The sequence below is a fragment of the Streptomyces sp. NPDC018610 genome, assembly GCF_044391765.1.
In the GTDB taxonomy this organism is placed as follows: domain Bacteria; phylum Actinomycetota; class Actinomycetes; order Streptomycetales; family Streptomycetaceae; genus Streptomyces.
Genome location: NZ_JBISAL010000007.1, coordinates 151,739 through 174,300 on the forward strand (window position 1 = coordinate 151,739; position 22,562 = coordinate 174,300).

Below are 22,562 nucleotides of genomic sequence, written 5' to 3' on the forward strand. Positions count from 1 at the left end.
AACCGGCCTCGCGCGGGGCCCCGGCACACGGTCCCGGTGCCCCGGACCGCCCGGTCCGCGCCGGCTCCGCCGTGCACCGTGGTCGCGGTCGTCGCGTTCGCCGCGTCGGATCCGGTGTGTTCCGTCGCCGCGTCGGGTCGTGTCGCCATGTCACTTCGCCGCGTCGCGGCGTCACGCCGTGTCGCCTCGTCACGTCGTGTCGCCTCGTCACGTCGCGTCATGGCGTCTCACCGTCGCGCTCCGCCCGTCGGACAGGCCGGACCCCGCCGCGGGAGGCGGCCCGGTCGGCCGGACCCGGGCCCGTTCGCGACCAGCCCGGGACCTGGGCGGGGCCGGGTCCTGCCCGGCGGATCGTGCCGCGGACGCGGGGCGATCCGGCACCGTGACTCACCTGCGACACGACCCGTCGGGCAGGCCCTAGCGGACCAGGCCCCAGCGGAAGCCGAGCGCCACCGCGTGCGCGCGGTCGGAGGCGCCGAGCTTCTTGAACAGCCGACGGGCGTGCGTCTTGACGGTGTCCTCGGAGAGGAACAGCTCGCGGCCGATCTCCGCGTTGGAACGGCCGTGACTCATCCCTTCCAGGACCTGGATCTCACGCGCGGTGAGCGTCGGCGCGGCGCCCATCTCGGCGGACCGCAGCCGGCGCGGGGCGAGCCGCCAGGTGGGGTCGGCGAGGGCCTGTGTCACCGTGGCCCTCAGCTCCGCGCGGGAGGCGTCCTTGTGCAGGTAGCCGCGCGCGCCGGCGGCGACGGCGAGCGCCACGCCGTCGAGGTCCTCGGCGACCGTGAGCATGATGATGCGCGCCCCGGGGTCGGCGGAGAGCAGCCGCCGGACCGTCTCGACGCCGCCCAGTCCGGGCATGCGCACGTCCATCAGGATGAGGTCCGAGCGGTCGGCGCCCCAGCGGCGGAGGACTTCCTCGCCGTTGGCCGCCGTCGTCACGCGCTCGACACCGGGCACGGTCGCGACCGCGCGGCGGAGCGCCTCTCGGGCAAGCGGGGAGTCGTCGCAGACGAGGACGGATGTCATGGCCGCCCTCCGCAGCTGATGCGCGTCACCTTGAGCCTCCAGGCTGGTACGAAATCGTCACCTGTGCGGTCGACCGTCTCGGACGCCTGCCCGAGCACTTGTGTTTTCAACCGCCTCCGCACTCTCAACGACGGTCACTCGAAAGAGTTACGGGGCCGTACGCCGTTTTCGGCACTCTACGTGAGGGAGCGGACACAGTGCAGACACAGACGTCATCCCCTCAACTTTTCATCACAAGCTATGCCCCATTTAGCCCCTTTTCTTCCCGTTTCCAGGTGTCTAGGGCTAGATTCGCAATGAGTCATATTTTCATCTCCTTAGATCGGAGATGTACGGTCGTCGGCACCGTATCCGCCACCGAACGGCTACAAGGGGTCACGCAATGGCAGATTTCTCCCGCCTTCCAGGACCGAATGCGGACCTGTGGGACTGGCAGCTGCTCGCTGCCTGCCGCGGGGTGGACAGCTCGCTCTTCTTCCATCCGGAGGGCGAGCGCGGAGCGGCTCGCAGCGCTCGCGAGAACTCGGCCAAGGAGGTCTGCATGAGGTGCCCGGTCCGTGCGGAGTGCGCGGCGCACGCCTTGGCGGTGCGCGAACCGTACGGGGTATGGGGTGGCCTCACCGAGGACGAGCGCGAGGAGCTCATGGGGCGGGCCCGGAACCGTCTGGTGACGGCCTCGTCGCCCACCGGGGACACCGCTTCGAACAACTGAAGGAACGTTTCTTCTTCATATTCGCGATCACCAAGGGCACGCTCTGGGCGTGCCCTTCCTTTGCCGCGGGGCCGTCCCGGCGGCATGCACGGCACGGACAGGCGGGCGTCGCCCCGGCGGCACGGGCAGGCGGGCGTCGCCCCAGTGCGCCCCCACCGACAGGGGTGGCCAGGTCGCCCGGGGGCCGCGTCGGCTCAGCGCGCCCCGGCGCGCACCAGTTCGTCCAGCGTGGCCGCCACCGCCGGGACCTGTGACAGGTCGGGGAGGGTGAGGGCGACGATCTCGCGGCGCACGGCGGGTTCGAGGGTCACGGTGCGCACGCCCCGGGGTCGTACGGACTCGACCGCGAGCTGGGGCAGGACGGCGACGCCCAGGCCCGCGCCCACCAGGCCGGCCACGGCGGGGTAGTCGTCGGTGGCGAAGTCGATGCGGGGCGTGAAGCCTGCGCTCGCGCACACCTCCACCAGCTGGCCGCGGCAGCGCGGGCAGCCGGCGATCCACGGCTCGTCCGCGAGTTCCGCGATCGCGACGGAGCCGGAACCGGCGCGGGCCAGCCGGTGCTGTTCGGGCACCAGTGCGACGAGCCGGTCGGTCAGCAGCGGCCGCACCACCAGATCGGCCCACTCCTCCGCGCCCGCGCCGTCTCGACCGGCGGCGCCCTCGTAGCGGAAGGCGAGCGCCACGTCGCAGTCTCCTTCGCGCAGCAGCTCGACCGACCTGGGCGGCTCGGCCTCCTCCAGGGAGACCCGGGTACCGGGGTGCGCGGCACGCAGCGCCGCGAGCGCGGTGGGCACGAGGGTGGAGCTGCCGCTGGGGAAGGAGACGAGCCGGACCCGTCCGGCGCGCAGCCCCGCGATGGCGGCGACCTCCTCCTCTGCGGCGGTGAGCCCGGCGAGGATGCCGTTGGCGTGCCGGACGAGCGCCTCACCGGCCTGGGTGAGACGCATCTCGCGGCCGGTGCGGACCAGCAGAGGGGTGCCGACGGAGGTCTCCAGGGCCTTCATCTGCTGGCTGACGGCGGGCTGGGTGCAGCCCAGGTCGCGTGCCGCGGCGGAGAAGGAGCCACTGGCGGCCACGGCGCGCAGGACGCGGAGATGACGAGCCTCGATCACCCCTCGAGCATAAGCCTCCCTTGGATGGATCACGCGATATCACGTCGACACTTTGGTGTCCGGTCGCCTACGGTGCGGGGATGATGCAGCTTCTCTCCGTCAACGTGGGCCGTGCCGAGGCCGTGCCGTACACCGACCAGCCGCAGGGCGTGACCGGGATCGACAAGCGGCCGGTGGACGGGCCGGTGCGGGTGTCGGCGCCGGGGCCGAAGGGCGTGGGAGCGAGCGGGCTGGCCGGGGACGCGGTGTGCGACACGCGGCACCACGGCGGCGACGACCAGGCCGTGTACGCGATGGCGCGCGAGGACCTCGACTTCTGGGAGCGCGAGCTGGGCCGGACCCTGCCGAACGGTTCGTTCGGCGAGAACCTCACGACCGTGGGCCTCGACATGTCCGGGGCGCGGATCGGCGAGCGCTGGCGGATCGGCACGCCGGGCGGCTCCGCGGTGCTGTTGGAGGTCACCTGCGGGCGCATCCCGTGCCGGACCTTCCAGGGCCACCTGGGCGAGAAGGGCTGGGTGCGGCGGTTCACGCTGAACGGCGCGCCGGGCGCCTACCTGCGGGTGATCGAGCCGGGTGAGATCCGTGCGGGCGACCCGGTCGAGATCGTGCACCGCCCGGACCACGCCGTGACCGTGGCGCTCCAGTTCCGGGCGTCGACGACGGACCGATCGCTGCTGCCGAGCCTGCTCGCGGCGGGTACGGCGCTGCACCCGGAGTCGCTGGCGGCGGCGCGGAAGTACGCCGAGGCGTACGCGGGCTGACGCAGCGCGCGCGAGGGGCGCGCGCACCCGTCCTCCACTGATCGGGAGAGCCTGTGCGCAGATCGGAACGGGAGGGTCCGGCCCACTAACCTTTCGCCATGACAACGGCTCTGATTACGGGATCGACCGCGGGCATCGGCGCCGCGTTCGCGCGGCGGCTGGCGGCGGACGGGCACGACCTCGTCCTGGTGGCGCGCGACACCAAGCGCCTGACGGAGCAGGCGACCGAGCTGCACGACAAGCACGGCATCGAGGCCGAGGTGCTGAGCGCCGACCTGGCGACGGACGAGGGGGTCGAGAAGGTCGCCGCCCGGCTGGAGGACCGCCGCAACCCCGTCGACCTGCTGGTCAACAACGCGGGCTTCGGCAACAAGGGCCGTTACCTCGACGTGCCGATGGCCGACGAGCTGCGGATGCTCAAGGTGCACATCGAGGCGGTGCTGCGGCTGACGTCGGCGGCGACCGCGGCGATGCGCGAACGCGGCCGGGGCGGGGTGGTGAACGTGGCCTCGGTGGCGGCCTTCGTGCCGCGCGGCACCTACGGCGCGTCGAAGGCGTGGGTCGTGCAGTTCACCCAGGGCGCGGCGCGCGACCTGGCCGGCACCGGCGTACGCCTGATGGCGTTGTGCCCCGGTTTCGTGCGCACCGAGTTCCACGAGCGGGCCGGCATGGGCACGGACAACATCCCGAACTGGATGTGGCTGGACGCGGACAAGCTGGTCGCGACGGCCCTGGCGGACCTGGCCCGCGGCCGGACGCTGTCCGTCCCGGACCCTCGCTACAAGGCGCTGATGGGCCTGGTGAAGCTGACCCCGAGGGGCCTGCTGGGCGGAGTCACGTCGCGGACGGGCCGCAAGTACGGCCCCCGGTGAGGGCCCAGCCGGGCGGCCGGTCCGCGCCCGCGGCCTGAGAGGTGACGTCGCCGCCCCGGTGCGAAAATGGCATGGACGAGACCGGGCCAGGGGGGCCGGAGGCGGCGTCATGACCTTCGTACAGCTCATCGAGTGCAGGACGAGCCGGTTCGACGAGATGAACCGGCTGATCGACACCTGGGTCGAACAGACCGGGGGCAGGCGGACCGCGACGCACGCCCTGGTCGGCAAGGACCGCTCGGACCGCGCGCACATCGTGGAGATGGTGGAGTTCCCGTCCTACGAGGAGGCGATGCGGAGCTCGAACCTCCCGGAGACCGACGAGATCTTCCGCGGCATGGTCGCGCTCTGCGACGAGATGCCCACCTTCACCGACCTGGAGGTCGTCCGCGACGAGCGGCTCTACGGCGCGGCCGTGCGACGCCTGTTCGACACCCTCGCCGCGGCGGGCGAACTGCCGCCGCTGAACGACCTGTTCGACGAGGACTGCCACAGCCACGACCCGGTCGACCCACAGCCGACCATCGGGCTGGACGCGATCCGGCGCGAGTTCAGGATGTGGCGGGACGCCTTCGACTTCGCCTTCACCGTCGAGGACCTGATCGCCCAGGACGACCGGATCTGCGCCCGCTGGACCTGGAACGCCACTCACAAGGGCGAGTTCCTGGGCATCGCCCCGACCGGCCGCCGGGTCACCATGACCGGCATGACCCTGTTCCGCTTCGGCGCGGCCGGCAAACTCACCGACACCTGGTGGCAGCACGACCAGCTGGGCCTGCTGCAACAGCTGGGCGCGCTGGACGAGCTGGAGCGGTAGGCGGCCGGAGTGCCGGACAACGGCCGGTCCCGTCTTCGTGGGTGGGGGCTTCGCGCGCCAGGTGCGCTTGTCCGTCTCATCGTCATCAGTCCGCCAGGAGGACGTAGCAGCGGGACCAGTGGAGGGTCCAGCCGCCGTCCATCCGGTAGCCCGCCTCGCCGACTTGTTCGGTGGCTCGTCGCAGGAGGGTTCGCAGTCCGTCGACGGTGCCCGTGTCCAGGGGCTCGTCGCCGGGGACGGTCACGGGCTCGCGGTAGAAGATGTGCAGTTCTCCCCAGCGGGCTCCGGTGATCTGGAGGGCGGGGACGTCGTCATCGTCGTCGATCTCGGCGTAGTAGCGGATCGTGTCCGATTCCCGGTCCGGCTCGTCGTCGCCGGAGTCGGGTTCCTCGTCTTCCTCGTCCGCGCCGTCGGGGTCGGCGATGTCGCCTTCGCAGGAGAAGCCGTCCAGACGCCAAGGCCCTCCCACGTCCCACCGCTCCGTGTCCAGTTTCCTCTGGGCGGCTTCGGTGAGGACGGTGAGGCCGTCGATCGAGTTCGGCCGGAGGTCCGGTGGGAGTTCGCCGCCCAGGCCGTAGGACGGGTCCTCGCCCATCCCTCCCGGGTAGGTGTTCACGAACCGGAGGACGTAAGGGTCGTCGTCGCCCTCGGGGCGCCTGTTGTGGACGATCTCCGCGTAGCGTTCCACGTCGCCCTCGCAGTCCCAGCAGAGGCCGGGCATGCCGTCGCAGCCGCCGGTGTCCGTGTCGTCGTCGGACTCGCCCGCCGCGTCGAACTCGCCCGCCGCGTCGGCCTCGTCCGTCTCGCCGGCCTCGCTGATCCCGTCCGTCTCGTCGGCCTTCTCGTCCGCCCCCGTGTCCGGGGACGGCTTCGACCACTCCTTCTCCGGTGCGGGAGCGGGCTGCGCGGGGTTGAGGAAGACCGCCTGCAGCCGCGCTACTCCGACGCGGCTGTTGCCGAGCGATTCCGGCACCCACCCGCCGCTCGCGTCGACCTGACGCGCCTGCACGGGCAGATCACCGTTGCGGTAGAAGGCGATGTCGCTGAGGCCGTCGAGCCACTCGTCGAAGATCTCGTCGCTTCCGGGTCTGCCGAGGCCGGTGCACTCGGCGGAGCGGAACAGTTCCCGCGCGGCGGCGTGATCGACGAGCGGCAGGCCCTCGCGGACCGGCTCGGTCTCGGATGGTACGGGCATGACGAGCAGCCTCCCGGAGTCGAAGGACCCCGGTAGCGCACTGCCGCACCCCGGTGATCTGTACTGTCCCGCGCACCTCGCGCGGGCCGGCCGCTCACCGGCGGCTTCTCGCGCCGGTCCGACGCCGTCCGGCGAGCCAGGGCTCGACGGCGGATCACACGACCGTGCCGGAAGCTAACACCGGTGCCGATCTCCCGCAAGATCTTCACGAACCCCTTGCCCTGAAGGTCTCCTCATGAAATGTTGCGGCCTGGACGACCCGGCCGGGCACGGCGGGGTCGAGACCCGAAGCTCTGATCTCCCTGCACCGTCTGTAAGGGGGTCTTCGTTCCCCAGGAGGCCCTTGTGTTCGCCGTCGACGCAGCCGTCACGCCCGGCAACTGGCATCACTACCGAACCGCCGTCGTCGACATCCGGTTCCCGGACCGGACCGTCCACGCCGAACCCCGTCCTTCCGGCACGGCCGAGGGCTCCTTCCCGGAGGCAGCCGGTGGCGCCACCGTCCATGTGATCACCGCGTGGAACCCCCTGGGCCGCGCCGCCTCGGACGACGCGAACGCCCGCGCCCAGTCCCGGTTGCTCGACGAGGTCCGCCGCCGTGGTCTCACCTGGTGGCCCGCGGTGGGCGGTGACCCGGCCGGCGCGCACAGCGAGGAGAGCGTCGCCGTCGTCGGCCTGAGCGATGCCGCGGCACGCGACCTGGGCCACCGCTTCGGCCAGGACGCGGTCTTCGCCTGGAGTGCCACCGCCTGGCGCGTGCTGGCCTGCGGCGCCGACCTCGCCGACGTGAGCGGGTGGGCGGCCTCCGAGCGGGGCCGCTCCGCGGGTCCGCTCGGGCGTTGAGGCGGGCGGGAGGAGCGACATGGGCATGTACCCGATGCGTACGCCGGAGCGCTGTCCGGGCTGCGGCAGGCGTCTCGCCGACCCGCCGGCCGAGCAGGTCAAGGTCGACGGTTTCCCCGGCGAGGTGACGTACGCGGCCGATCCGGTGTGCGGTGCGCGCTGGCACGTCTGGGACAGGACGTCGCCGCTGCGCCGTCGGGCCGCGCCTTATGTTGAGGGCACGGGTCGGGAAGACCTCGCTCCACCATCTGTCCGACTTCCGGCGCCGCTAGGAGGGGAACTGGAAGCGGCGTCACCTCCACGCGAGACATAGGGCGGTGCCGCGATCGACGAGCGGGCGGCTGCCGCCCTGTCGAACCGGCAGGTAGAACACCTTGCGGCTGCCCCTGGTGCCGGACGCCAGGGACGAGGAGGACGGCGGGCGAGGGCTCGTCCTGGTCGCGGCACTCGCCGAGGAGTGGGGCACGGCGGCTCGCCCCGACGCCCCCGGCAAGACCGCGTGGGCCGTCGTGCCCACCGGTGTCCCGTCGGCGGCGTGTGAACGTCAGTAGTGGTACCGGGCCTTGATGATCACGACTTCTTTGTCGGTGGCCCGGTAGACGAGCCGGTGCTCGTCGTCGATCCGGCGCGACCAGTAGCCGGACAGGTCACCCTTCAGGGGTTCCGGCTTGCCGATGCCGGCGAAAGGATCGCGCTGGATCTCGCCGATGAGGCGGACAAGCTTGCGGAACGGCTTCCTGTCGGCGTCCTGCCAGTACAGGAGGTCCTCCCACCCGGTGGGGCGGAACCGTACGTCCCTCAATCCACGTCCTCCGCCAGGACCTGAAGCTCTTCCATGCTCTTGGTGATCACCGGAGTGTCGGCTGCCTTGTCCGCCGCGACGGCCGCCATGAGGTGGGCGGCGTTGGCCGGTGAACGCAGCAGGTACACCGTCTCCTGCCAGGAGCGGAAGTCATCGGCGGACATCAGTATGGCGTTGCCGCCCCTGGACGTGATCTCGACGGGCTCATGGTCGTCGTTGACCTGCTGGATCAACGGGAAGAGCCTGGCTCGGGCCTCGCTGGCGGTGATGGACATGGCCCGCTCCCTCCGGTCGGCGGAACTGGTACGGGAAAGCTGTACCGGTCTTACGGTACAGGCCTGCGGTACCAGTCGCACGGAGTAGCGGACGCAGCGCGGGCACGTCCGGGCGAGCGCGCCCGGCAGCAGGGGGCCCGACACGCCGGTGCCCGGCGCCCCCGAAGGGGTGCCGGGCACCGGTGGTCCGCTCAAGCCGTCGATCGGCTCGGCGTGTCGCCTCAGTGGGCGTGGCCGTGGCCGTGGCCCGCGGCGGCCGGCTCTTCCTCTTCCTTCTTCTCGACGACCAGGGTCTCGGTCGTCAGGAGGAGGGAGGCGATGGAGGCCGCGTTCTCCAGGGCGGAGCGGGTGACCTTGACCGGGTCGATGACGCCGGCCTTGACCAGGTCGCCGTACTCGCCGGTGGCGGCGTTGTAGCCGCTGCCCTTCTCCAGCTCGGCCACCTTGGAGACGATGACGTAGCCCTCGAGGCCGGCGTTCTCGGCGATCCAGCGCAGCGGCTCGACGGCGGCGCGGCGGACGACGGAGACACCGGTGGCCTCGTCGCCGGTCTTGTCGAGGTTGCCCTCGAGGACCTTCACGGCGTGGACCAGAGCGGAACCGCCACCGGAGACGATGCCCTCCTCGACCGCGGCGCGGGTCGCGGAGATGGCGTCCTCCAGACGGTGCTTCTTCTCCTTCAGCTCCACCTCGGTGGCGGCGCCGACCTTGATCACGCACACGCCGCCGGCCAGCTTCGCGAGGCGCTCCTGGAGCTTCTCGCGGTCCCAGTCGGAGTCCGTGTTCTCGATCTCGGCCTTGATCTGGGCGACGCGGCCCTCGACGTCCGCCTTGTTTCCGGCGCCGTCGACGATCGTGGTGTCGTCCTTGGTGACCGTGACGCGGCGGGCGGAGCCCAGCACGTCCAGGCCGACCTGGTCGAGCTTGAGGCCGACCTCCTCGGAGATGACCGTGGCGCCGGTGAGGATCGCCATGTCCTGGAGCATCGCCTTGCGGCGGTCGCCGAAGCCGGGGGCCTTCACCGCGGTGGCGTTGAAGGTGCCGCGGATCTTGTTGACCACCAGGGTCGACAGGGCCTCGCCCTCGACGTCCTCGGCGATGATCAGCAGCGGCTTCGAGGCGTTGGTCTGGATGATCTTCTCGAGCAGCGGGAGCAGGTCCGCGATCGAGGAGATCTTGCCCTGGTTGATCAGGATGTACGGGTCGTCGAGGACGGCCTCCATACGCTCCTGGTCGGTGACGAAGTACGGGGACAGGTAGCCCTTGTCGAAGGCCATGCCCTCGGTGAAGTCCAGCTCCAGACCGAAGGTGTTGGACTCCTCGACGGTGATGACACCGTCCTTGCCGACCTTGTCCATCGCCTCGGCGATGAGCTCGCCGACCTGCTGGTCCTGGGCGGACAGCGCGGCCACGGCGGCGATGTCGGACTTCTCGTCGATCGGGCGGGCCGAGGCGAGCAGGTCCTCGGAGACGGCGGCGACGGCCGCGTCGATGCCCTTCTTCAGCAGCGCCGGGGAGGCGCCGGCGGCGACGTTCTTCAGGCCCTCGCGCACCAGCGCCTGGGCGAGCACGGTGGCGGTGGTGGTGCCGTCACCCGCGATGTCGTTGGTCTTGGTCGCCACCTCCTTCACCAGCTGGGCGCCGAGGTTCTCGTACGGGTCCTCGATCTCGACCTCGCGGGCGATGGTGACGCCGTCGTTGGTGATGGTCGGGGCGCCGAACTTCTTGTCGATGACGACGTTGCGGCCCTTCGGACCGATCGTCACCTTCACCGTGTCGGCAAGCTTGTTGACGCCGCGCTCGAGGGCGCGACGGGCGTCCTCGTCGAACTTCAGGATCTTCGCCATGGCAGCGGGAGCCCTCTTCCGAAATCTAGGGTGAAAAAAGCCGCGCCCCGGGCGCCCGGCTTCTTATCGGTCGCGGGGGCCAGGGGCGCAGCTCACAGCAGAATGCTGAGGTGAGGGTTTCCGGGGATGTCCCCGAGAACCTCTTACTTCTCGATGATCGCGAGCACGTCGCGGGCCGAGAGAACGAGGTACTCCTCGTTGTTGTACTTCACCTCGGTGCCGCCGTACTTGCTGTAGAGCACGACGTCGCCGACCTGGACGTCGAGCGGAAGACGGTTGCCGTCCTCGAAGCGGCCCGGGCCCACGGCCAGGACGACGCCCTCCTGGGGCTTCTCCTTGGCGGTGTCCGGAATGACCAGGCCCGAAGCCGTGGTCTGCTCGGCGTCGAGCGGCTGGACCACGATGCGGTCCTCGAGCGGCTTGATGGCAACCTTGGAGCTGGCGGTCGTCACGATCCGACCTCCCCCTTCGGAGATCTCACGGGGTTAACTGTCTGAGGTGGCGACCAGGTCGATCCGTCGTCGCGGGTGCCGGACCTGCCCGTCGCTTTGTTGGCACTCTCCAGGGGGGAGTGCCAGACCTGAGACTATGACCGTCGTTAGCACTCGGTCAAGCGGAGTGCCAATTGCTCGCGGCGCGTCGGGATGTGGGCCGCCTTTTGTCGTACGTGCGTACGAAGTCGCCGTGCCCTGGAGCGGCCTCTCCCCGGGGGCCGCCGCCCCGGATCCCCGCTCCGGCCCGAACGGCCTCGCGCGCGAGCGCCGGACGGGCTGTCCGCGCCGGCGCGTGGATGCGAGCGCCCCGCCCCCTTCCCCGGCGTCCGCGTTTGTACGACCGTAGGTTCATGCGGTCACGTTCCCCTGCCTCGGTCGCGGTCACCGGTGGGCTTCTGCTGCTGCTCGTCCTGGTGGCGGACGTGACGGCCGGGCTGCTGGTCGTCATCGTGCTCGCCGTGCGGGGGCTGGGCCGGGTGGAGGCTCCGGGCGGCGGACCCGCCGGGCCGCCGCCGGGCGACCTGGTCCCGGTGGCGCTGTACGGCGCCCTGGCGCTGGCGGCCGCGACGACCGGGGTCCTGCTCGTGCGCGGCGGGTCCCGGTTCACCGGCGCGGTGCAACTGGCGCTCGCCGTGCTGGTCGCGGGCGCCGCGCTCGGGGCCTGGCACGACACGCACCACCGCGACCGCTTCCCCGCCACTCCCCCCTCCGACCGGCTGGTCGACGCCTCAGAGGTAGTCCCGCAGCCGCCCCACCGTCAGCCCCTCGGCCTCGATCTCGCGCAGCAGCCGGGTGGTGCGCTCGCGCAGGCCCGGGCCGTTCAGGTCGTCGTCGTCCGAGGCGACGAGGACGATGTCGCCGGGGCGCAGCGCGTGAGGGCCGTGGGTGAAGCGCAGGCCGGTCGCGGTCAGCGCGGCGCGCCACAGGACGACCGCCGACACTTGGCAGTGGGCGGCGGCGCGCAGGGTCGTGGTGTCGTAGGCGCCGTAGGGCGGCCGGAACAGGCGGGGGCGGACGCCGAAGCGGGCGTGCAGCTTGTCGCGCTGTCCGCAGATCTCGGCGCGCTGTCCGGCGTAGGGCAGGCCGCGCAGTGAGGGGTGGTCGAGGGTGTGGTTCTGCAGGTCCGCGCCGACGGACAGCAGGCGGGCGAAGTGCCCGTACCCCGGTCCGACGACGCTGTCAGTGAGGAACAGGCTGACCGGCAGCCGCAGTTCGCGGACCATGGCGACGAACTGCGGGTCCCGCTCGGCCTCGTCGTCGTAGGTGAGGAAGACGACGCGGTCCGCGGTGTCGGCGTGGTCCACCACCGGAGGGAGCGCGGACGCTCCTGCGGTGGCCGCCGCGGTGGCGGACGCCGGGCGGCGGTCCGGCGGGCGCGGCGGCTCGGCCGGCGGGGCGTCCAGGCCCCAGCGGCGGTAGGGCTGTTCGGCGGCCGGGCTCGCGGGCCGCACCCGCTGCGCCGCCTTGCGGCCCAGCCGCTCGATCGGGTCGACGGACGGCGCGCAGCCGGCCAGGAGCAGCGGCAGCGCGGCCGCGAGCAGCGTCGCGACGGCGCGCCGCGCCCCCGGTCCCGTCCCCGGCCGGCGCGGCGGTCTCACAGGTAGTCCTCCAGCCGGGCCACCGCGAACCCCTCGGCCGTCACGTGGTTCAGGAACCGGCGCATGTCGTCGGCCATGGTGCCGTTCCACTCGTCGCGTCCCCGGAAGTGGGTGAGGACGATGTCGCCCCGGCGCATCCGCTGGTCGTCCTCGCGGAACTCCCAGTGGTCGACGTAGACCTCCTCGTTCCAGATCGGCGCGTACTTGATGCCGCAGGACTTGGCGGCGACCAGGGAGTCCTGGTTGTAGTTGCCGTAGGGGAAGCGCACGACGGCCGGGCGCCTGCCGAACTGCTTCCGCATGATGTCCTGCATGTCGCAGATCTCGTGCCGCTGGTCCTCGTAGGACAGGCCCGGCAGGTACGGGTGGTGCAGGGTGTGGTTGTCGAGGGTGACCCCGGCGTCGCGCATCTTGCGGAAGTAGCCGTAGTCGTCCTTGATCAGGTAGTCGCTGAGGAACGCCGTGTACGGGATCTTCAGCTCGCTCATCATGCGCAGGAACTCGGGGTCCTTCTCCGCGCCGTCGTCGATGGTGAGGAAGACGACCTTGTCCTCGGTGGGGACGGTGGTGAAGACCGGGGGCAGGTTCCAGTCCTCCTGGTGGTCCACCTCGAAGCCCGGGCGGGCGGTGATCCTCGGTTTCACGGCGGGGGGCGCGGGGGGTGTGAGCGGCACCCGCGCCAGGCCCCAGCGCTTGGCCGCGGCGACCCGCGCGGTATAGGAGGCGTGCAGGCGGGTCGCGTAGGAGTCGAGGGCGCGGGCGGGGGGCGCCTGGAGGAGCTGCTGGCCCTGGGCGGGGCGGACCGGCGTGTCCGGCCGCGAGCAGCCCGCGGCGAGTGCGGCGACGGCGAGGACGGCGAGTGCGGCTCGGGCGCCGACACGTCGATACATGGTCTTTTTATCAGTTTGTACTACTAGTCTCATGGCGCCGGATCCTCCCAGGACACCGCCCGGATCCCGCGCCGACACCGCGGCCCGCGCCGCACCTTCCACCGACCGGCCCAACGAACCGGCCTGCCGCCCGCCATCCGCGGACCGCCGCCCGCACCTGCGGACTGCCGCTTGCCGCCTGCCTGCCGCCTGCGGACTTCCACCTGCCGCCCACCACCCACGAACCGCCGCCCGCCGCCCGCGAACTGCCCGCCCGTGGACCGCCCCGCCGGGCCCGGCGGCGCCTCCCCCTCCGGCCGGGGCGCCGCCCGCTCCCCCGCTGCCGGACAATGAGCCGGTGAACGACGCACAGGCCGCCGCCCCGCTCCACGCCTTCGCCGCGCTCCTCACCCCCGAGGGCCGCGCCCTCCTGGACGAGGTGCGCGGCACCGACCCCGCCGACGAACTCGCCGTCGCCACCCGCCTGCGCCGCGAGCACCCCGCCGAACTCGTCTCGGCGGCGCTCGGCCAGGCCCGGCTGCGGCAGCGGGCGGCGGCGAAGTTCGGGGAGGCGGACGCGCGGCGGATGTTCTTCACGCCGAACGGGGTCGAGCAGTCCACCCGGTCGAGCGTGGCCGCGTACCGCGCGGCACGGCTGCGGGAACTGGGCGTGACCTCGGTCGCCGACCTGTGCTGCGGCATCGGTGGCGACGCGATCGCGCTGGCCCGCGCCGGGATCCGGGTCCTCGCCGTGGACCGGGACCCGCTGACGGCCGCCGCGGCGCGGGCGAACGCCGATGAACTCGGGCTCGCGGACCTCGTCGAGGTGCGGGAGGCGGACGTGACGGAGGTGGACCCGTCGCCGTACGACGCGGTCTTCGTCGACCCGGCCCGTCGGGGCGGCCGCGGCCGGATCTTCGATCCGGAGGCCTACTCGCCCCCGCTGTCCTGGGCCGTCGACACCGCCCTCGGCGCGCCGCGCGCCGCCCTGAAGATCGCCCCCGGCATCCCCCACGAGGCGCTCCCGCCGCAGGCCGAGGCCGAGTGGATCTCCGACGGCGGGGACGTGAAGGAGGCGGTGCTGTGGTTCGGCACCGAGCCGGGCCTGGTCCGGGCGACGCTGCTGCCCGGCCCCCGCACCCTGCGCGGGCGCGGCCTCCCGGACCCCCAGGTACGTCCGCTCGGACGGTACCTGTACGAGCCCGACGGCGCCGTCGTCCGCGCCCACCTGGTCGCCGAGGTCGCCGAGGAACTCGACGGCGGCCTCCTCGACGAGACGATCGCCTACGTGACCGCCGACGAGCTGCGCCCCACCCCGTACGCCACCGCCTACGAGATCACCGACCGGCTCCCCTTCAACGTGAAGAAGCTGAAGGCGCTGCTGCGCGAGCGGGAGATCGGCGTGCTGACGGTCAAGAAGCGGGGCTCGGCGGTCGAACCGGAGGAACTGCGCCGCAAAGTGCTGCCGAAGCCGCACGGCCGGGCCGCCGTGACCGTTTTCCTCACCCGGGTCGCCGGCGCCCCGACGATGCTCCTGGGCCACCCGGCCGGGTGAGGCCGCCCGCGGAGCCCCGGCCCTTGAGAGCTGCGAACAAAAGTGGGTTCCGATCAGCGGGCGGTGTCCGGCGCCTTGCGATCGCGCGTGCCGGGCGCCGCCCGCCGGGGCCCACTTCTGTTCGCAGCTCTGAGGCCCCCACTCGGACCCGCCCCGCATGCGTCCCCCGCCCGACGCGCCGAGACTGACCGTGTCGAGCGGAGGCGAGGAGAACCATGCTGCGGGGCTTCAAGAACTTCCTGATGCGCGGCGATGTCATCGTCGTGGCCGTCGGCCTGATCGTGGCCCTGGCGTTCAGCACGCTGATCAAGGCCTTCACCGACTCCGTGATCAACCCGATCATCGCCCGAGCCCAGGGCAACGCGTCGCCGGGACTGGGCTGGCAGCTCGGCCGGCCCGGCAACACCGCGACCTATCTGGACATCGGCGCGTTCATCTCCGCGCTGATCTACTTCATCGTGTTCATGGCGGTCGTGTACTTCCTGATCGTCGTGCCGTACAAGCACGTCCAGAGCCGCAGGGGCGTGACGGTCTTCGAGGAGGACGGCCCCCTCAAGACCTGCCCGGCCTGTCTCTCGAAGGACCTGCCCGAGGCCGCCGCCAAGTGCCGTCACTGCGGCAGCGCACAGCCCGCCCTGGTCTGATCCGGTCCCGTCTTCGAAACTTTCGAAGACGCCCCGGTCGACGCGGAAGCCGCCCCGTCCCTCACCGGGCCGGCGCCGCCGTGCTGCTGCGCACGACCAGGCTCGTCGCCAGCTCCACCCGGGTCGCCACCGGGGACTCGTCCTCGCGCCCCAGATCCAGCACCAGCTTCGCCGCCGCCTCCGCCATCTCCGTCAGCGGCTGGCGTACGGTCGTCAGCGGAGGCCCCACCCAGCGCGCCACCGGCAGGTCGTCGAAGCCGACCACGCTCAGGTCCTCCGGGATGCGCAGCCCCAGCTCGCGCGCCGCCTCGTAGAGGCCGAGGGCCTGGAGGTCGTTGCCCGCGAAGACGGCGGTCGGCCGGTCCTCGCGGCGCAGCAGCTTCAGCCCCAGCCGGTAGCCGGCCTCGTGGTGGAAGTCGCCCGCCAGGATCACCGACGGGTCCACCGGCAGCCCCGCCGTCTCCAGCGCCGCCCGGTAGCCGTCGACGCGGGCGCGGCTGCACATCATCCGCGAGGGCCCGCTGATCGCGCCGATCCGGGTGTGACCCAGCTCGATCAGGTGCCGGGTGGCGGCGAGCCCGCCCTGCCAGTTGGTCGCGCCGATGGAGGGCACGTCGGTGCCCGGGTCGCCGGCCGGGTCCATCACGACGAACGGGATGGATCGGCTGGTCAGCAGCGCCCGCTGGGACTCGTCGAGCCCGGACAGCACGAGGACCACGCCGTGCGGACGGCGGGCGGCGACCTGGTCGGCCCAGCTGCGGCCGGGGATCAGCCGGCCGGCGCTCTCGGAGAGCACCACGCTCAGGCCCGCCTCCCGCGCCACGTTCTCCACACCGCGGATGACCTCCATCGCCCAGGCGCTCTCCAGCTCGTGGAAGACGACGTCGATCAGCGGCGAGCGGGTCGCCTCGGCGCGGCGGCGCCGGTAGCCGTGGGCGCGCAGCAGCTCCTCGACCCGGCTGCGGGTCCCGGGAGCGACGTCCGCACGCCCGTTCAGCACCTTCGAAACAGTCGGAGCTGACACCCCGGCCTCGCGGGCGATCTCAGCGAGGGTGGCGGTGCGCGTTCCTGCGGGCTTCGTCGGTTTCATGGTCGCGATCGTATCTCTGCGCGACCCCTTGACGAACCCCCTCGCACGTCTTACGTTCCCGGAACATTCGAAGTAGCATCCGAAACATTCGGGTCCGGGCGAAGAGTCCCTCCCGAGCGAACTTCTGTGAGAGGTGCCGTCACATGGAGTCCTACAGCAGGCGCTGGTTCCTCGGCGCCGGCGCCACCTTCGCCTCGGCGGCCGCGCTCACCGCCTGCGGATCCGGCAGCGGTTCCGGCGGTTCGGGCGGCGGCACCATCACGGCGATGGTGTACGGCGACGACGCGGCGAAGATCCAGGCCCAGCAGGTCAAGCGGTTCAACTCCTCCGCGGCCGCCAAGAAGGCCAAGGGGGAGGTGAAGCTGCAGAAGATCCCCGCCTCCGACTACCCGGCCAAGCTGCGCACGGCGATGGGCTCGCCCAACGCCCCCGACGTCTTCTTCAACTGGGGCGGCGGCTCGATCAAGGCGTACCAGGAGGCCGACCAGCTGATCGACCTGACCGACATCATCCAGTCCGACGCGGTCCTCAAGGACGGCTTCCTGCCCACCGTCCTCGCCTCGGGCGGGCTGAAGGGCAAGACCTACGGCGTCCCGATGCGCGGCACGCAGCCGGTGGTCCTCTTCTACAACAAGACGCTGTTCGCCGAGCACAAGCTGCAGCCGCCCACCAGCTGGGACCAGCTGCTCGACATCAACGCCAAGCTGAAGAAGGCGAACATCACCCCCTTCGCGCTCGGCGGCGCCGACGTCTGGCCCGAGCTGATGTGGCTGGAGTATCTGGTCGACCGCATCGGCGGTCCGGCGGTCTTCGCCCGGATCAAGGACGGCGACGCCTCCGGCTGGGGCGACCCGGCCGTCCTCAAGGCCGCCCAAACGGTCGAGCAGCTCATCGACGACGGCGCCTTCGGCAAGGGCTACAGCTCGGTGTCGTACAACAACCACGGCGCGTCCGCGGCCTTCGCCAAGGGCAAGGCGGCCATGCACCTGATGGGCTCCTGGGAGTTCTCCACGCTGCTCGGCATCTTCCCGGACTTCGCCAAGAAGGACGTGGGCTGGTGCGCCTTCCCGAAGTTCGACGGCGGCGCCGGCGACATACGCAACGTCGTCGGCAACCCCAACAACTACTGGTCCGTGAACGCCCGCGTCTCCAACAAGGACGCGGCCATCGCCTTCCTGCGCGACTGCGCCTCCGAGACGTACACCAAGGACCTGATCGCCAACGGCGACGTCCCGACCACCACCATCGCCGCCAACCTGCTGGACTCCTCCCCCAACCCGGAGTTCGCCAAGTTCCAGTACCAGATGGTGCAGCAGGCCCCGGCGTTCACCCTGAGCTGGGACCAGGCGGTCGACCCGAGCTGGCAGACGCCGATGCTGACCGAGATCAACAAGCTGTTCGTGGGCAAGTCGACGCCGACCAGGTTCGTGGCCGCGCTCAAGGGGCTGAAGTGAGTTCGTCGGTCACCACCCGGACCAAGGGCAGGCCCGGCAGCGGCACGCGGACCGGGCGTCCGCACGCCGCCTGGGCCCTGCCCGGCGTCCTGTTCTTCGCGTTCTTCGCCGTCGCTCCCATGGCGCTGGCGTTCTACCTGTCCTTCACCAAGTGGAACGGCCTCGGCGATCCACAGCCGGTCGGCCTCGCCAACTGGCAGAAGCTGATCCACGACCCGCGCCTGACCCAGTCGCTGACGGTGACCGTGCTGCTGACCGTCGTCAGCTGGGCCTTCCAGACGGTCGTGTCGCTGCTGCTCGGCGTCTGGGCGGCGGGCCGCCAGCGCAACCGAGCCGTGCTGTCCGCGATCTTCTTCGTGCCGTTCCTGCTCTCCTCGACGGCGATCGCGCTGCTGTTCTACGCCCTGCTCGACCCGAACTTCGGCATCGTCCGCGGCGACACGCTCGGCACGACCTCCGGCGCCTTCCTGGCGATCGTCTTCGTCGGCGGCTGGCAGTTCATCCCGTTCCACACCCTGATCTACCAGGGCGGCGCCCGGCAGATCCCCGAAGTGCTCTACCAGGCGGCCGCGATGGACGGCGCCGGCCGCTACCGCCAGTTCTTCTCCATCACCCTGCCCCAGCTGCGCAACACGGCGACCACGTCCACCGTGCTGATGATCGTCGGCTCGCTGACGTACTTCGAGACCGTGCTGATCCTCACCCAGGGCGGCCCGGGCACGGACACCGCGATCCTGCCGTACCTGATGTACGAGGCGGGCTTCAAGAGCTACGACTTCGGCTACGCGAGCGCCGTCGCGTCCTTCCTCGTCGTGGCCGCCACCGCGCTGTCGCTCGTGCTGGTCAGGCTGACCGGCTTCGGCACCATGCGCAGCACCAGGGAAGGAATGTGACGCAGTGTCACACGACACGCTGCGACGTACGCGTCCCGTGAAGACCCCCGAACGACCCCGCACCACCGGCTCCGCGCGCCGCCGCCACTGGACCCGGCGCCCCAACCCGGTGGCCGGCCTGAGCTCGGCGGTGTGGCTGGCCGTCGTGATCATCCCGATCTACGCGATGATCTCCACCTCGCTGACCCGTCAGGACAAGGCGCTGGGCAACAACGCCCTCAAGCCGCCCACCGACCCCACCCTCGACAACTACAACACCGTCCTGCACAACGGCTTCGGCCACCTCCTGCTCAACACCGTCGTCGTGGCGGCCGCGGTCGTGGGCATCGTGCTGGTGCTGTGCGTCCCGCTGTCCTACGTGGCCGTGCGCTCGCGCACCTTCTGGTCGGGCGCGGCCTTCCGGCTGTTCCTGCTGGGCGTGGCGATCCCCGCGCAGGCGGTCGTCGTCCCGCTCTACCTGATGATCGCCAAGCTGAACCTCTACGACAGCCTGCTCGCGATCATCCTGCCCACGGCGGCCTTCGCGATGCCGGTGTCGGTACTGATCCTCACCGGCACGCTCCGGGACATCTCCGAGGAGATGTACGAGGCGATGGCCCTGGACGGCGCCTCGACCACCCGCATGCTGTTCCAGCTGGTCATCCCGATGACCAAGGGCGGCATCAGCACCGTCGTCATCTACTCCGCCCTCCAGGCCTGGAACGGCTTCCTCTTCCCGCTGATCTTCACCCAGTCCGACGGGCCGCGGGTGCTGACCCTCGGCCTGTTCAACTACGTCAGCGAGTTCGGGGTCAACATCCCGGCCCTGCTCGCCTCGGTCGTCCTCTCCGGCATCCCGATCTTCGTCGTCTACCTGGTGGCACGGCGCGCCCTCGTCGGTGGCCTGATGGGGGTGGGCGGCAAGTGAACCCACCTTCCGCCTTCGTCTCCGACAGGAGTTCCATGACCACCGCCCCCTGGCAGGACCCCGCCCTGCCCGCCGCCGCCCGCGTCGACGACCTGCTCTCCCGGATGACCCTGGAGGAGAAGACCGCCCAGCTGTACGGGGTGTGGGTGGGCGCGTCGACGGACGGCGACGGAGTCGCCCCACACCAGCAGCACATGAACACCGACTACGACTGGGACGAGCTGATCACCCGCGGCCTGGGCCAGCTCACCCGCTCCTTCGGCACCGCGCCCGTTGATCCCGCGCTCGGCGCGCAGGCCCTGGCCCGCGCCCAGCGCCGGATCGCCGGGGCAGGCCGCTTCGGCATCCCGGCCGTCGCCCACGAGGAGTGCCTGGCCGGCTTCACCGCCTGGGGCGCGACCGCCTACCCGGTCCCGCTGGCCTGGGGGGCGACCTTCGACCCGGCGCTGGTGGAGGCGATGGCCGCCCGCATCGGCCGGGACATGCGCTCGGTGGGCGTGCACCAGGGCCTGGCCCCCGTCCTGGACGTGGTCCGCGACCTGCGCTGGGGTCGGGTCGAGGAGACCATCGGCGAGGACCCCTATCTGGTCGCCACCGTCGCCACCGCCTACGTACGGGGCCTGGAGTCGGCCGGGATCGTCGCCACCCTCAAGCACTTCGCCGGCTACGCCTCCTCCGCCGGCGCCCGCAACCTGGCCCCGGTCCGGGCGGGCGCCCGCGAGTTCGCGGACATCACGCTGGTGCCGTTCGAGATGGCGCTGCGCGAGGGCGGGGCGCGCTCGGTGATGGCGGCGTACAACGAGATCGACGGCGTGCCGGCCTCCGCCGACCCGCATCTGCTCACCGAACTCCTGCGCGAGCGCTGGGGCTTCACGGGCACGGTGGTCGCCGACTACTTCGGCATCGACTTCCTGCAGACCCTGCACCGGGTCGCCGGCAGCCCCGCCGAGTCCGGGCACCTGGCCCTGGCCGCCGGCATCGACGTGGAACTGCCGACCGTGAAGTGCTACGGCGACGGCCTGGTGGCCGCCGTCCGCACCGGGACGGTCCCCGAGGCGCTGGTGGACCGCGCGGCCCGCCGGGTGCTGCTGCAGAAGTGCGAACTGGGTCTGCTGGACGCCGGCTGGGAGCCGGAGGCGCCCGCCCGGGACGTCGACCTGGACTCGCCGGAGAACCGGGCCGTGGCCCGCCGCCTGGCCGAGGAGTCGGTGGTGCTGCTGGCCGACCCGGACGGCGTGCTCCCCCTGGCCCCCGACACCCGGATCGCGGTCGTCGGCCCGCGCGCGGACGACGCCCTGGCCATGCTGGGCTGCTACTCCTTCCCCTCCCACGTGGGCACCCAGCACCCCGAAACGCCCATGGGCATCGAGATCCCCACCGTCCTGGACGCCCTGCGCGCCGAACTCCCCGACGCGAAGGTGACGTTCAGCGAGGGCTGCGGCGTCACGGACACGGACGTCTCGGGCTTCGCGGAGGCGGTGGCGCGCGCGTCGGAGGCCGACGTGGTCGTGGCGGTGCTCGGCGACCGCTCGGGCCTGTTCGGCCGCGGCACCTCCGGCGAGGGCTGCGACGTGGCGGACCTGTCGCTGCCTGGCGTGCAGGGCGACCTGCTGGACGCGCTGGTGGAGACCGGCGTCCCGGTGGTCCTGGTGCTCCTGACCGGCCGCCCCTACGCGCTCGGCCGCTGGGACGGCCGTCTGGGCGCGACGGTGCAGGCGTTCTTCCCCGGCGAGGAGGGCGGTCCGGCGGTAGCCGGGGTGCTCTCGGGCCGGGTGAACCCCTCGGGCCGCCTCCCGGTGAGCGTGCCGCGCGGCACCGGAGGCCAGCCGTGGACCTACCTCCAGCCGCCGCTGGGCCTGGCCGGCGAGGTCAGCAGCCTCGACCCGACACCGCTGTACCCGTTCGGTCACGGCCGCTCGTACACGACGTTCGCGTGGGAGTCGTTCCAGGGCAACGATGTCACCGAGATCGGCACGGACGGCTCGTACGACCTCTCGCTCGCCGTCCGCAACACCGGTGACCGGGCGGGCGCCGAGGTCGTCCAGCTCTACCTGCACGATCCGGTGGCATCGGTGACCCGTCCCGACGTCCGCCTGATCGGCTACCAGCGGGTGGAGCTGGCCGCCGGCGAGTCGGCCCGGGTGACGTTCCGCTTCCACGCGGACCTGTCGGCGTTCACCGACCGCTCGGGCCGCCGCGTGGTCGAGCCGGGCGTCCTGGAGCTGCGGCTCGCCGCCTCCGCCGCGGACGTGCGCCACACCGCCCGGCTGACGCTGACGGGCCCGGTGCGGGAACTGGGCGAGGACCGGCGGCTGCGTTGCCCGGCCGAGGTCTCGGCGGCGGACTGAGCCGCACCCGCTCCGCGTCCCGCTTCCCCCGCCGTGGTTCCGGCGGGGGAAGCGGGAGGGGAGAACCCCGGAAACGAAGAACCCCGCCCCCGGAGAACCGGGAGCGGGGTCTGTTCGAGCGCCGGGCAGGCCTTGCACCTGCATCTCCCCGCAGGAAGCGGGACGTCTTTCCTTGGACCACCAACGCACTGCTCGCGAACCGTTGTTGCCCGCTTGCGTGTGATGATCATACTCCATCGGACGGCCCACGCACCACTCGTCGGCCCCACCCCCTGCGACCTCACCCGAACCCGGCAAGCGGACCGGCCGCGGACAACGAAGAACCCCGCCCCCGGAGAACCGGGGACGGGGTCTGTTCGAGCGCCGGGCAGGCCTTGCACCTGCATCTCCCCGCAGGAAGCGGGACGTCTTTCCTTGGACCACCAACGCACTGCTCGCGAAC

At 71.7% G+C, this 22,562-nt stretch carries 23 protein-coding genes; 12 read left to right on the forward strand and 11 right to left on the reverse strand.

Annotation, left to right across the window (positions count from 1 at the left end; translation table 11 throughout):
- Positions 1 to 417: 417 nt before the first annotated feature.
- Entirely contained in the window at positions 418 to 1,029 is a 612-nt protein-coding gene (locus tag ACH5A8_RS19215; RefSeq protein ID WP_003948568.1) for a response regulator transcription factor, read from the reverse strand.
- Between the two features lie 382 nt (positions 1,030 to 1,411).
- On the opposite strand from ACH5A8_RS19215, the gene ACH5A8_RS19220 reads away from it, so the two are divergent.
- Entirely contained in the window at positions 1,412 to 1,741 is a 330-nt protein-coding gene (locus ACH5A8_RS19220; protein ID WP_399003427.1) for a WhiB family transcriptional regulator, read from the forward strand.
- Between the two features lie 194 nt (positions 1,742 to 1,935).
- On the opposite strand, the gene ACH5A8_RS19225 is transcribed toward ACH5A8_RS19220, so the two are convergent.
- A complete protein-coding gene (locus ACH5A8_RS19225; protein WP_399003429.1) occupies positions 1,936 to 2,853 on the reverse strand; it encodes a LysR family transcriptional regulator in 918 nt (305 codons plus the stop codon).
- Positions 2,854 to 2,936: 83 nt separating this feature from the next.
- On the opposite strand from ACH5A8_RS19225, the gene ACH5A8_RS19230 reads away from it, so the two are divergent.
- The 3 genes from ACH5A8_RS19230 to ACH5A8_RS19240 all read left to right on the forward strand — a co-directional run bounded on the left by ACH5A8_RS19230 (position 2,937) and on the right by ACH5A8_RS19240 (position 5,306).
- A complete protein-coding gene (locus ACH5A8_RS19230; protein ID WP_399003950.1) occupies positions 2,937 to 3,617 on the forward strand; it encodes an MOSC domain-containing protein in 681 nt (226 codons plus the stop codon).
- Between the two features lie 98 nt (positions 3,618 to 3,715).
- Positions 3,716 to 4,489: an SDR family NAD(P)-dependent oxidoreductase gene (locus tag ACH5A8_RS19235; RefSeq protein ID WP_399003431.1), complete on the forward strand. Its 774-nt coding sequence runs from the start codon at positions 3,716 to 3,718 to the stop codon at positions 4,487 to 4,489.
- 109 nt (positions 4,490 to 4,598) lie between these two features.
- On the forward strand, positions 4,599 to 5,306 hold the full coding sequence (locus ACH5A8_RS19240; protein WP_399003433.1) for an ester cyclase: 708 nt from the start codon (positions 4,599 to 4,601) through the stop codon (positions 5,304 to 5,306).
- Positions 5,307 to 5,391: 85 nt separating this feature from the next.
- Here ACH5A8_RS19240 and ACH5A8_RS19245 read toward each other — a convergent pair whose 3' ends face one another.
- On the reverse strand, positions 5,392 to 6,501 hold the full coding sequence (locus ACH5A8_RS19245; RefSeq protein ID WP_399003435.1) for a hypothetical protein: 1,110 nt from the start codon (positions 6,499 to 6,501) through the stop codon (positions 5,392 to 5,394).
- 345 nt (positions 6,502 to 6,846) lie between these two features.
- Here ACH5A8_RS19245 and ACH5A8_RS19250 point away from each other — a divergent pair, with 345 nt between their 5' ends.
- Entirely contained in the window at positions 6,847 to 7,344 is a 498-nt protein-coding gene (locus ACH5A8_RS19250) for a DUF3293 domain-containing protein (protein ID WP_399003437.1), read from the forward strand.
- A gap of 374 nt (positions 7,345 to 7,718) precedes the next feature.
- The gene (locus ACH5A8_RS19255) at positions 7,719 to 7,895 is read left to right on the forward strand and encodes a hypothetical protein (protein ID WP_399003439.1); all 177 of its coding nucleotides are present in this window, start codon (positions 7,719 to 7,721) and stop codon (positions 7,893 to 7,895) included.
- Here the strand turns inward: ACH5A8_RS19255 and ACH5A8_RS19260 are convergent.
- The 7 genes from ACH5A8_RS19260 to ACH5A8_RS19290 form a co-directional block, all read right to left on the reverse strand.
- Complete coding sequence (locus ACH5A8_RS19260; RefSeq protein WP_399003441.1) at positions 7,889 to 8,146, reverse strand: Txe/YoeB family addiction module toxin; 258 nt, start codon at positions 8,144 to 8,146, stop codon at positions 7,889 to 7,891. The genes ACH5A8_RS19255 and ACH5A8_RS19260 overlap by 7 nt on opposite strands.
- Complete coding sequence (locus ACH5A8_RS19265; RefSeq protein ID WP_399003443.1) at positions 8,143 to 8,421, reverse strand: type II toxin-antitoxin system Phd/YefM family antitoxin; 279 nt, start codon at positions 8,419 to 8,421, stop codon at positions 8,143 to 8,145. The genes ACH5A8_RS19260 and ACH5A8_RS19265 overlap by 4 nt, the downstream gene beginning before the upstream one ends.
- Positions 8,422 to 8,642: 221 nt before the next feature.
- Entirely contained in the window at positions 8,643 to 10,268 is a 1,626-nt protein-coding gene (groL, locus tag ACH5A8_RS19270) for a chaperonin GroEL (protein ID WP_399003445.1), read from the reverse strand.
- Positions 10,269 to 10,411: 143 nt separating this feature from the next.
- Positions 10,412 to 10,720: a co-chaperone GroES gene (gene groES, locus ACH5A8_RS19275; protein WP_086729066.1), complete on the reverse strand. Its 309-nt coding sequence runs from the start codon at positions 10,718 to 10,720 to the stop codon at positions 10,412 to 10,414.
- 398 nt (positions 10,721 to 11,118) lie between these two features.
- Positions 11,119 to 11,430, reverse strand: coding sequence for a hypothetical protein (locus ACH5A8_RS19280; RefSeq protein ID WP_399003447.1), 312 nt, complete (start codon positions 11,428 to 11,430; stop codon positions 11,119 to 11,121).
- Positions 11,431 to 11,490: 60 nt separating this feature from the next.
- Complete coding sequence (locus ACH5A8_RS19285) at positions 11,491 to 12,360, reverse strand: polysaccharide deacetylase family protein (protein WP_399003449.1); 870 nt, start codon at positions 12,358 to 12,360, stop codon at positions 11,491 to 11,493.
- Positions 12,357 to 13,283 carry a polysaccharide deacetylase family protein gene (locus tag ACH5A8_RS19290; protein ID WP_399003451.1) on the reverse strand — a complete coding sequence of 309 codons (927 nt, stop codon included), beginning with the start codon at positions 13,281 to 13,283 and terminating at the stop codon, positions 12,357 to 12,359. Before ACH5A8_RS19290 ends, ACH5A8_RS19285 begins: the two co-directional genes overlap by 4 nt.
- A 286-nt stretch (positions 13,284 to 13,569) precedes the next feature.
- On the opposite strand from ACH5A8_RS19290, the gene ACH5A8_RS19295 reads away from it, so the two are divergent.
- Positions 13,570 to 14,784 (forward strand): methyltransferase domain-containing protein, encoded by a 1,215-nt coding sequence (locus ACH5A8_RS19295; RefSeq protein ID WP_399003952.1) that lies wholly within the window; start codon positions 13,570 to 13,572, stop codon positions 14,782 to 14,784.
- A gap of 215 nt (positions 14,785 to 14,999) precedes the next feature.
- Complete coding sequence (locus ACH5A8_RS19300; RefSeq protein ID WP_399003453.1) at positions 15,000 to 15,428, forward strand: MscL family protein; 429 nt, start codon at positions 15,000 to 15,002, stop codon at positions 15,426 to 15,428.
- A 61-nt stretch (positions 15,429 to 15,489) separates the two neighbouring features.
- Here the strand turns inward: ACH5A8_RS19300 and ACH5A8_RS19305 are convergent, their stop codons facing one another.
- Positions 15,490 to 16,518 carry a LacI family DNA-binding transcriptional regulator gene (locus ACH5A8_RS19305; protein WP_399003455.1) on the reverse strand — a complete coding sequence of 343 codons (1,029 nt, stop codon included), beginning with the start codon at positions 16,516 to 16,518 and terminating at the stop codon, positions 15,490 to 15,492.
- A gap of 143 nt (positions 16,519 to 16,661) precedes the next feature.
- Between ACH5A8_RS19305 and ACH5A8_RS19310 the strand changes: the two genes are divergently transcribed.
- Genes ACH5A8_RS19310 through ACH5A8_RS19325 form a run of 4 tightly spaced genes read left to right on the forward strand, consistent with a single transcriptional unit; the run spans position 16,662 to position 22,120 of the window.
- The gene (locus tag ACH5A8_RS19310) at positions 16,662 to 17,972 is read left to right on the forward strand and encodes an ABC transporter substrate-binding protein (RefSeq protein ID WP_399003457.1); all 1,311 of its coding nucleotides are present in this window, start codon (positions 16,662 to 16,664) and stop codon (positions 17,970 to 17,972) included.
- Positions 17,969 to 18,865: a carbohydrate ABC transporter permease gene (locus ACH5A8_RS19315; RefSeq protein WP_399003459.1), complete on the forward strand. Its 897-nt coding sequence runs from the start codon at positions 17,969 to 17,971 to the stop codon at positions 18,863 to 18,865. Before ACH5A8_RS19310 ends, ACH5A8_RS19315 begins: the two co-directional genes overlap by 4 nt.
- Before the next feature lie 4 nt (positions 18,866 to 18,869).
- Positions 18,870 to 19,772, forward strand: coding sequence for a carbohydrate ABC transporter permease (locus tag ACH5A8_RS19320; protein WP_399003461.1), 903 nt, complete (start codon positions 18,870 to 18,872; stop codon positions 19,770 to 19,772).
- Positions 19,773 to 19,807: 35 nt separating this feature from the next.
- Positions 19,808 to 22,120 (forward strand): glycoside hydrolase family 3 N-terminal domain-containing protein, encoded by a 2,313-nt coding sequence (locus ACH5A8_RS19325; RefSeq protein ID WP_399003463.1) that lies wholly within the window; start codon positions 19,808 to 19,810, stop codon positions 22,118 to 22,120.
- Positions 22,121 to 22,562: the final 442 nt, after the last annotated feature.

What these genes read in the sequence shown, in the direction of transcription:
- ACH5A8_RS19215 (WP_003948568.1), bottom strand. Translation starts at nt 1,029, where the DNA reads ATGACATCCGTCCTCGTCTGCGACGACTCCCCGCTTGCCCGAGAGGCG.
- ACH5A8_RS19220 (WP_399003427.1), top strand. Translation starts at nt 1,412, where the DNA reads ATGGCAGATTTCTCCCGCCTTCCAGGACCGAATGCGGACCTGTGGGAC.
- ACH5A8_RS19230 (WP_399003950.1), top strand. Translation starts at nt 2,937, where the DNA reads ATGCAGCTTCTCTCCGTCAACGTGGGCCGTGCCGAGGCCGTGCCGTAC.
- ACH5A8_RS19235 (WP_399003431.1), top strand. Translation starts at nt 3,716, where the DNA reads ATGACAACGGCTCTGATTACGGGATCGACCGCGGGCATCGGCGCCGCG.
- ACH5A8_RS19240 (WP_399003433.1), top strand. Translation starts at nt 4,599, where the DNA reads ATGACCTTCGTACAGCTCATCGAGTGCAGGACGAGCCGGTTCGACGAG.
- ACH5A8_RS19245 (WP_399003435.1), bottom strand. Translation starts at nt 6,501, where the DNA reads ATGCCCGTACCATCCGAGACCGAGCCGGTCCGCGAGGGCCTGCCGCTC.
- ACH5A8_RS19265 (WP_399003443.1), bottom strand. Translation starts at nt 8,421, where the DNA reads ATGTCCATCACCGCCAGCGAGGCCCGAGCCAGGCTCTTCCCGTTGATC.
- groL (WP_399003445.1), bottom strand. Translation starts at nt 10,268, where the DNA reads ATGGCGAAGATCCTGAAGTTCGACGAGGACGCCCGTCGCGCCCTCGAG.
- ACH5A8_RS19290 (WP_399003451.1), bottom strand. Translation starts at nt 13,283, where the DNA reads ATGAGACTAGTAGTACAAACTGATAAAAAGACCATGTATCGACGTGTC.
- ACH5A8_RS19300 (WP_399003453.1), top strand. Translation starts at nt 15,000, where the DNA reads ATGCTGCGGGGCTTCAAGAACTTCCTGATGCGCGGCGATGTCATCGTC.
- ACH5A8_RS19305 (WP_399003455.1), bottom strand. Translation starts at nt 16,518, where the DNA reads ATGAAACCGACGAAGCCCGCAGGAACGCGCACCGCCACCCTCGCTGAG.
- ACH5A8_RS19310 (WP_399003457.1), top strand. Translation starts at nt 16,662, where the DNA reads ATGGAGTCCTACAGCAGGCGCTGGTTCCTCGGCGCCGGCGCCACCTTC.
- ACH5A8_RS19325 (WP_399003463.1), top strand. Translation starts at nt 19,808, where the DNA reads ATGACCACCGCCCCCTGGCAGGACCCCGCCCTGCCCGCCGCCGCCCGC.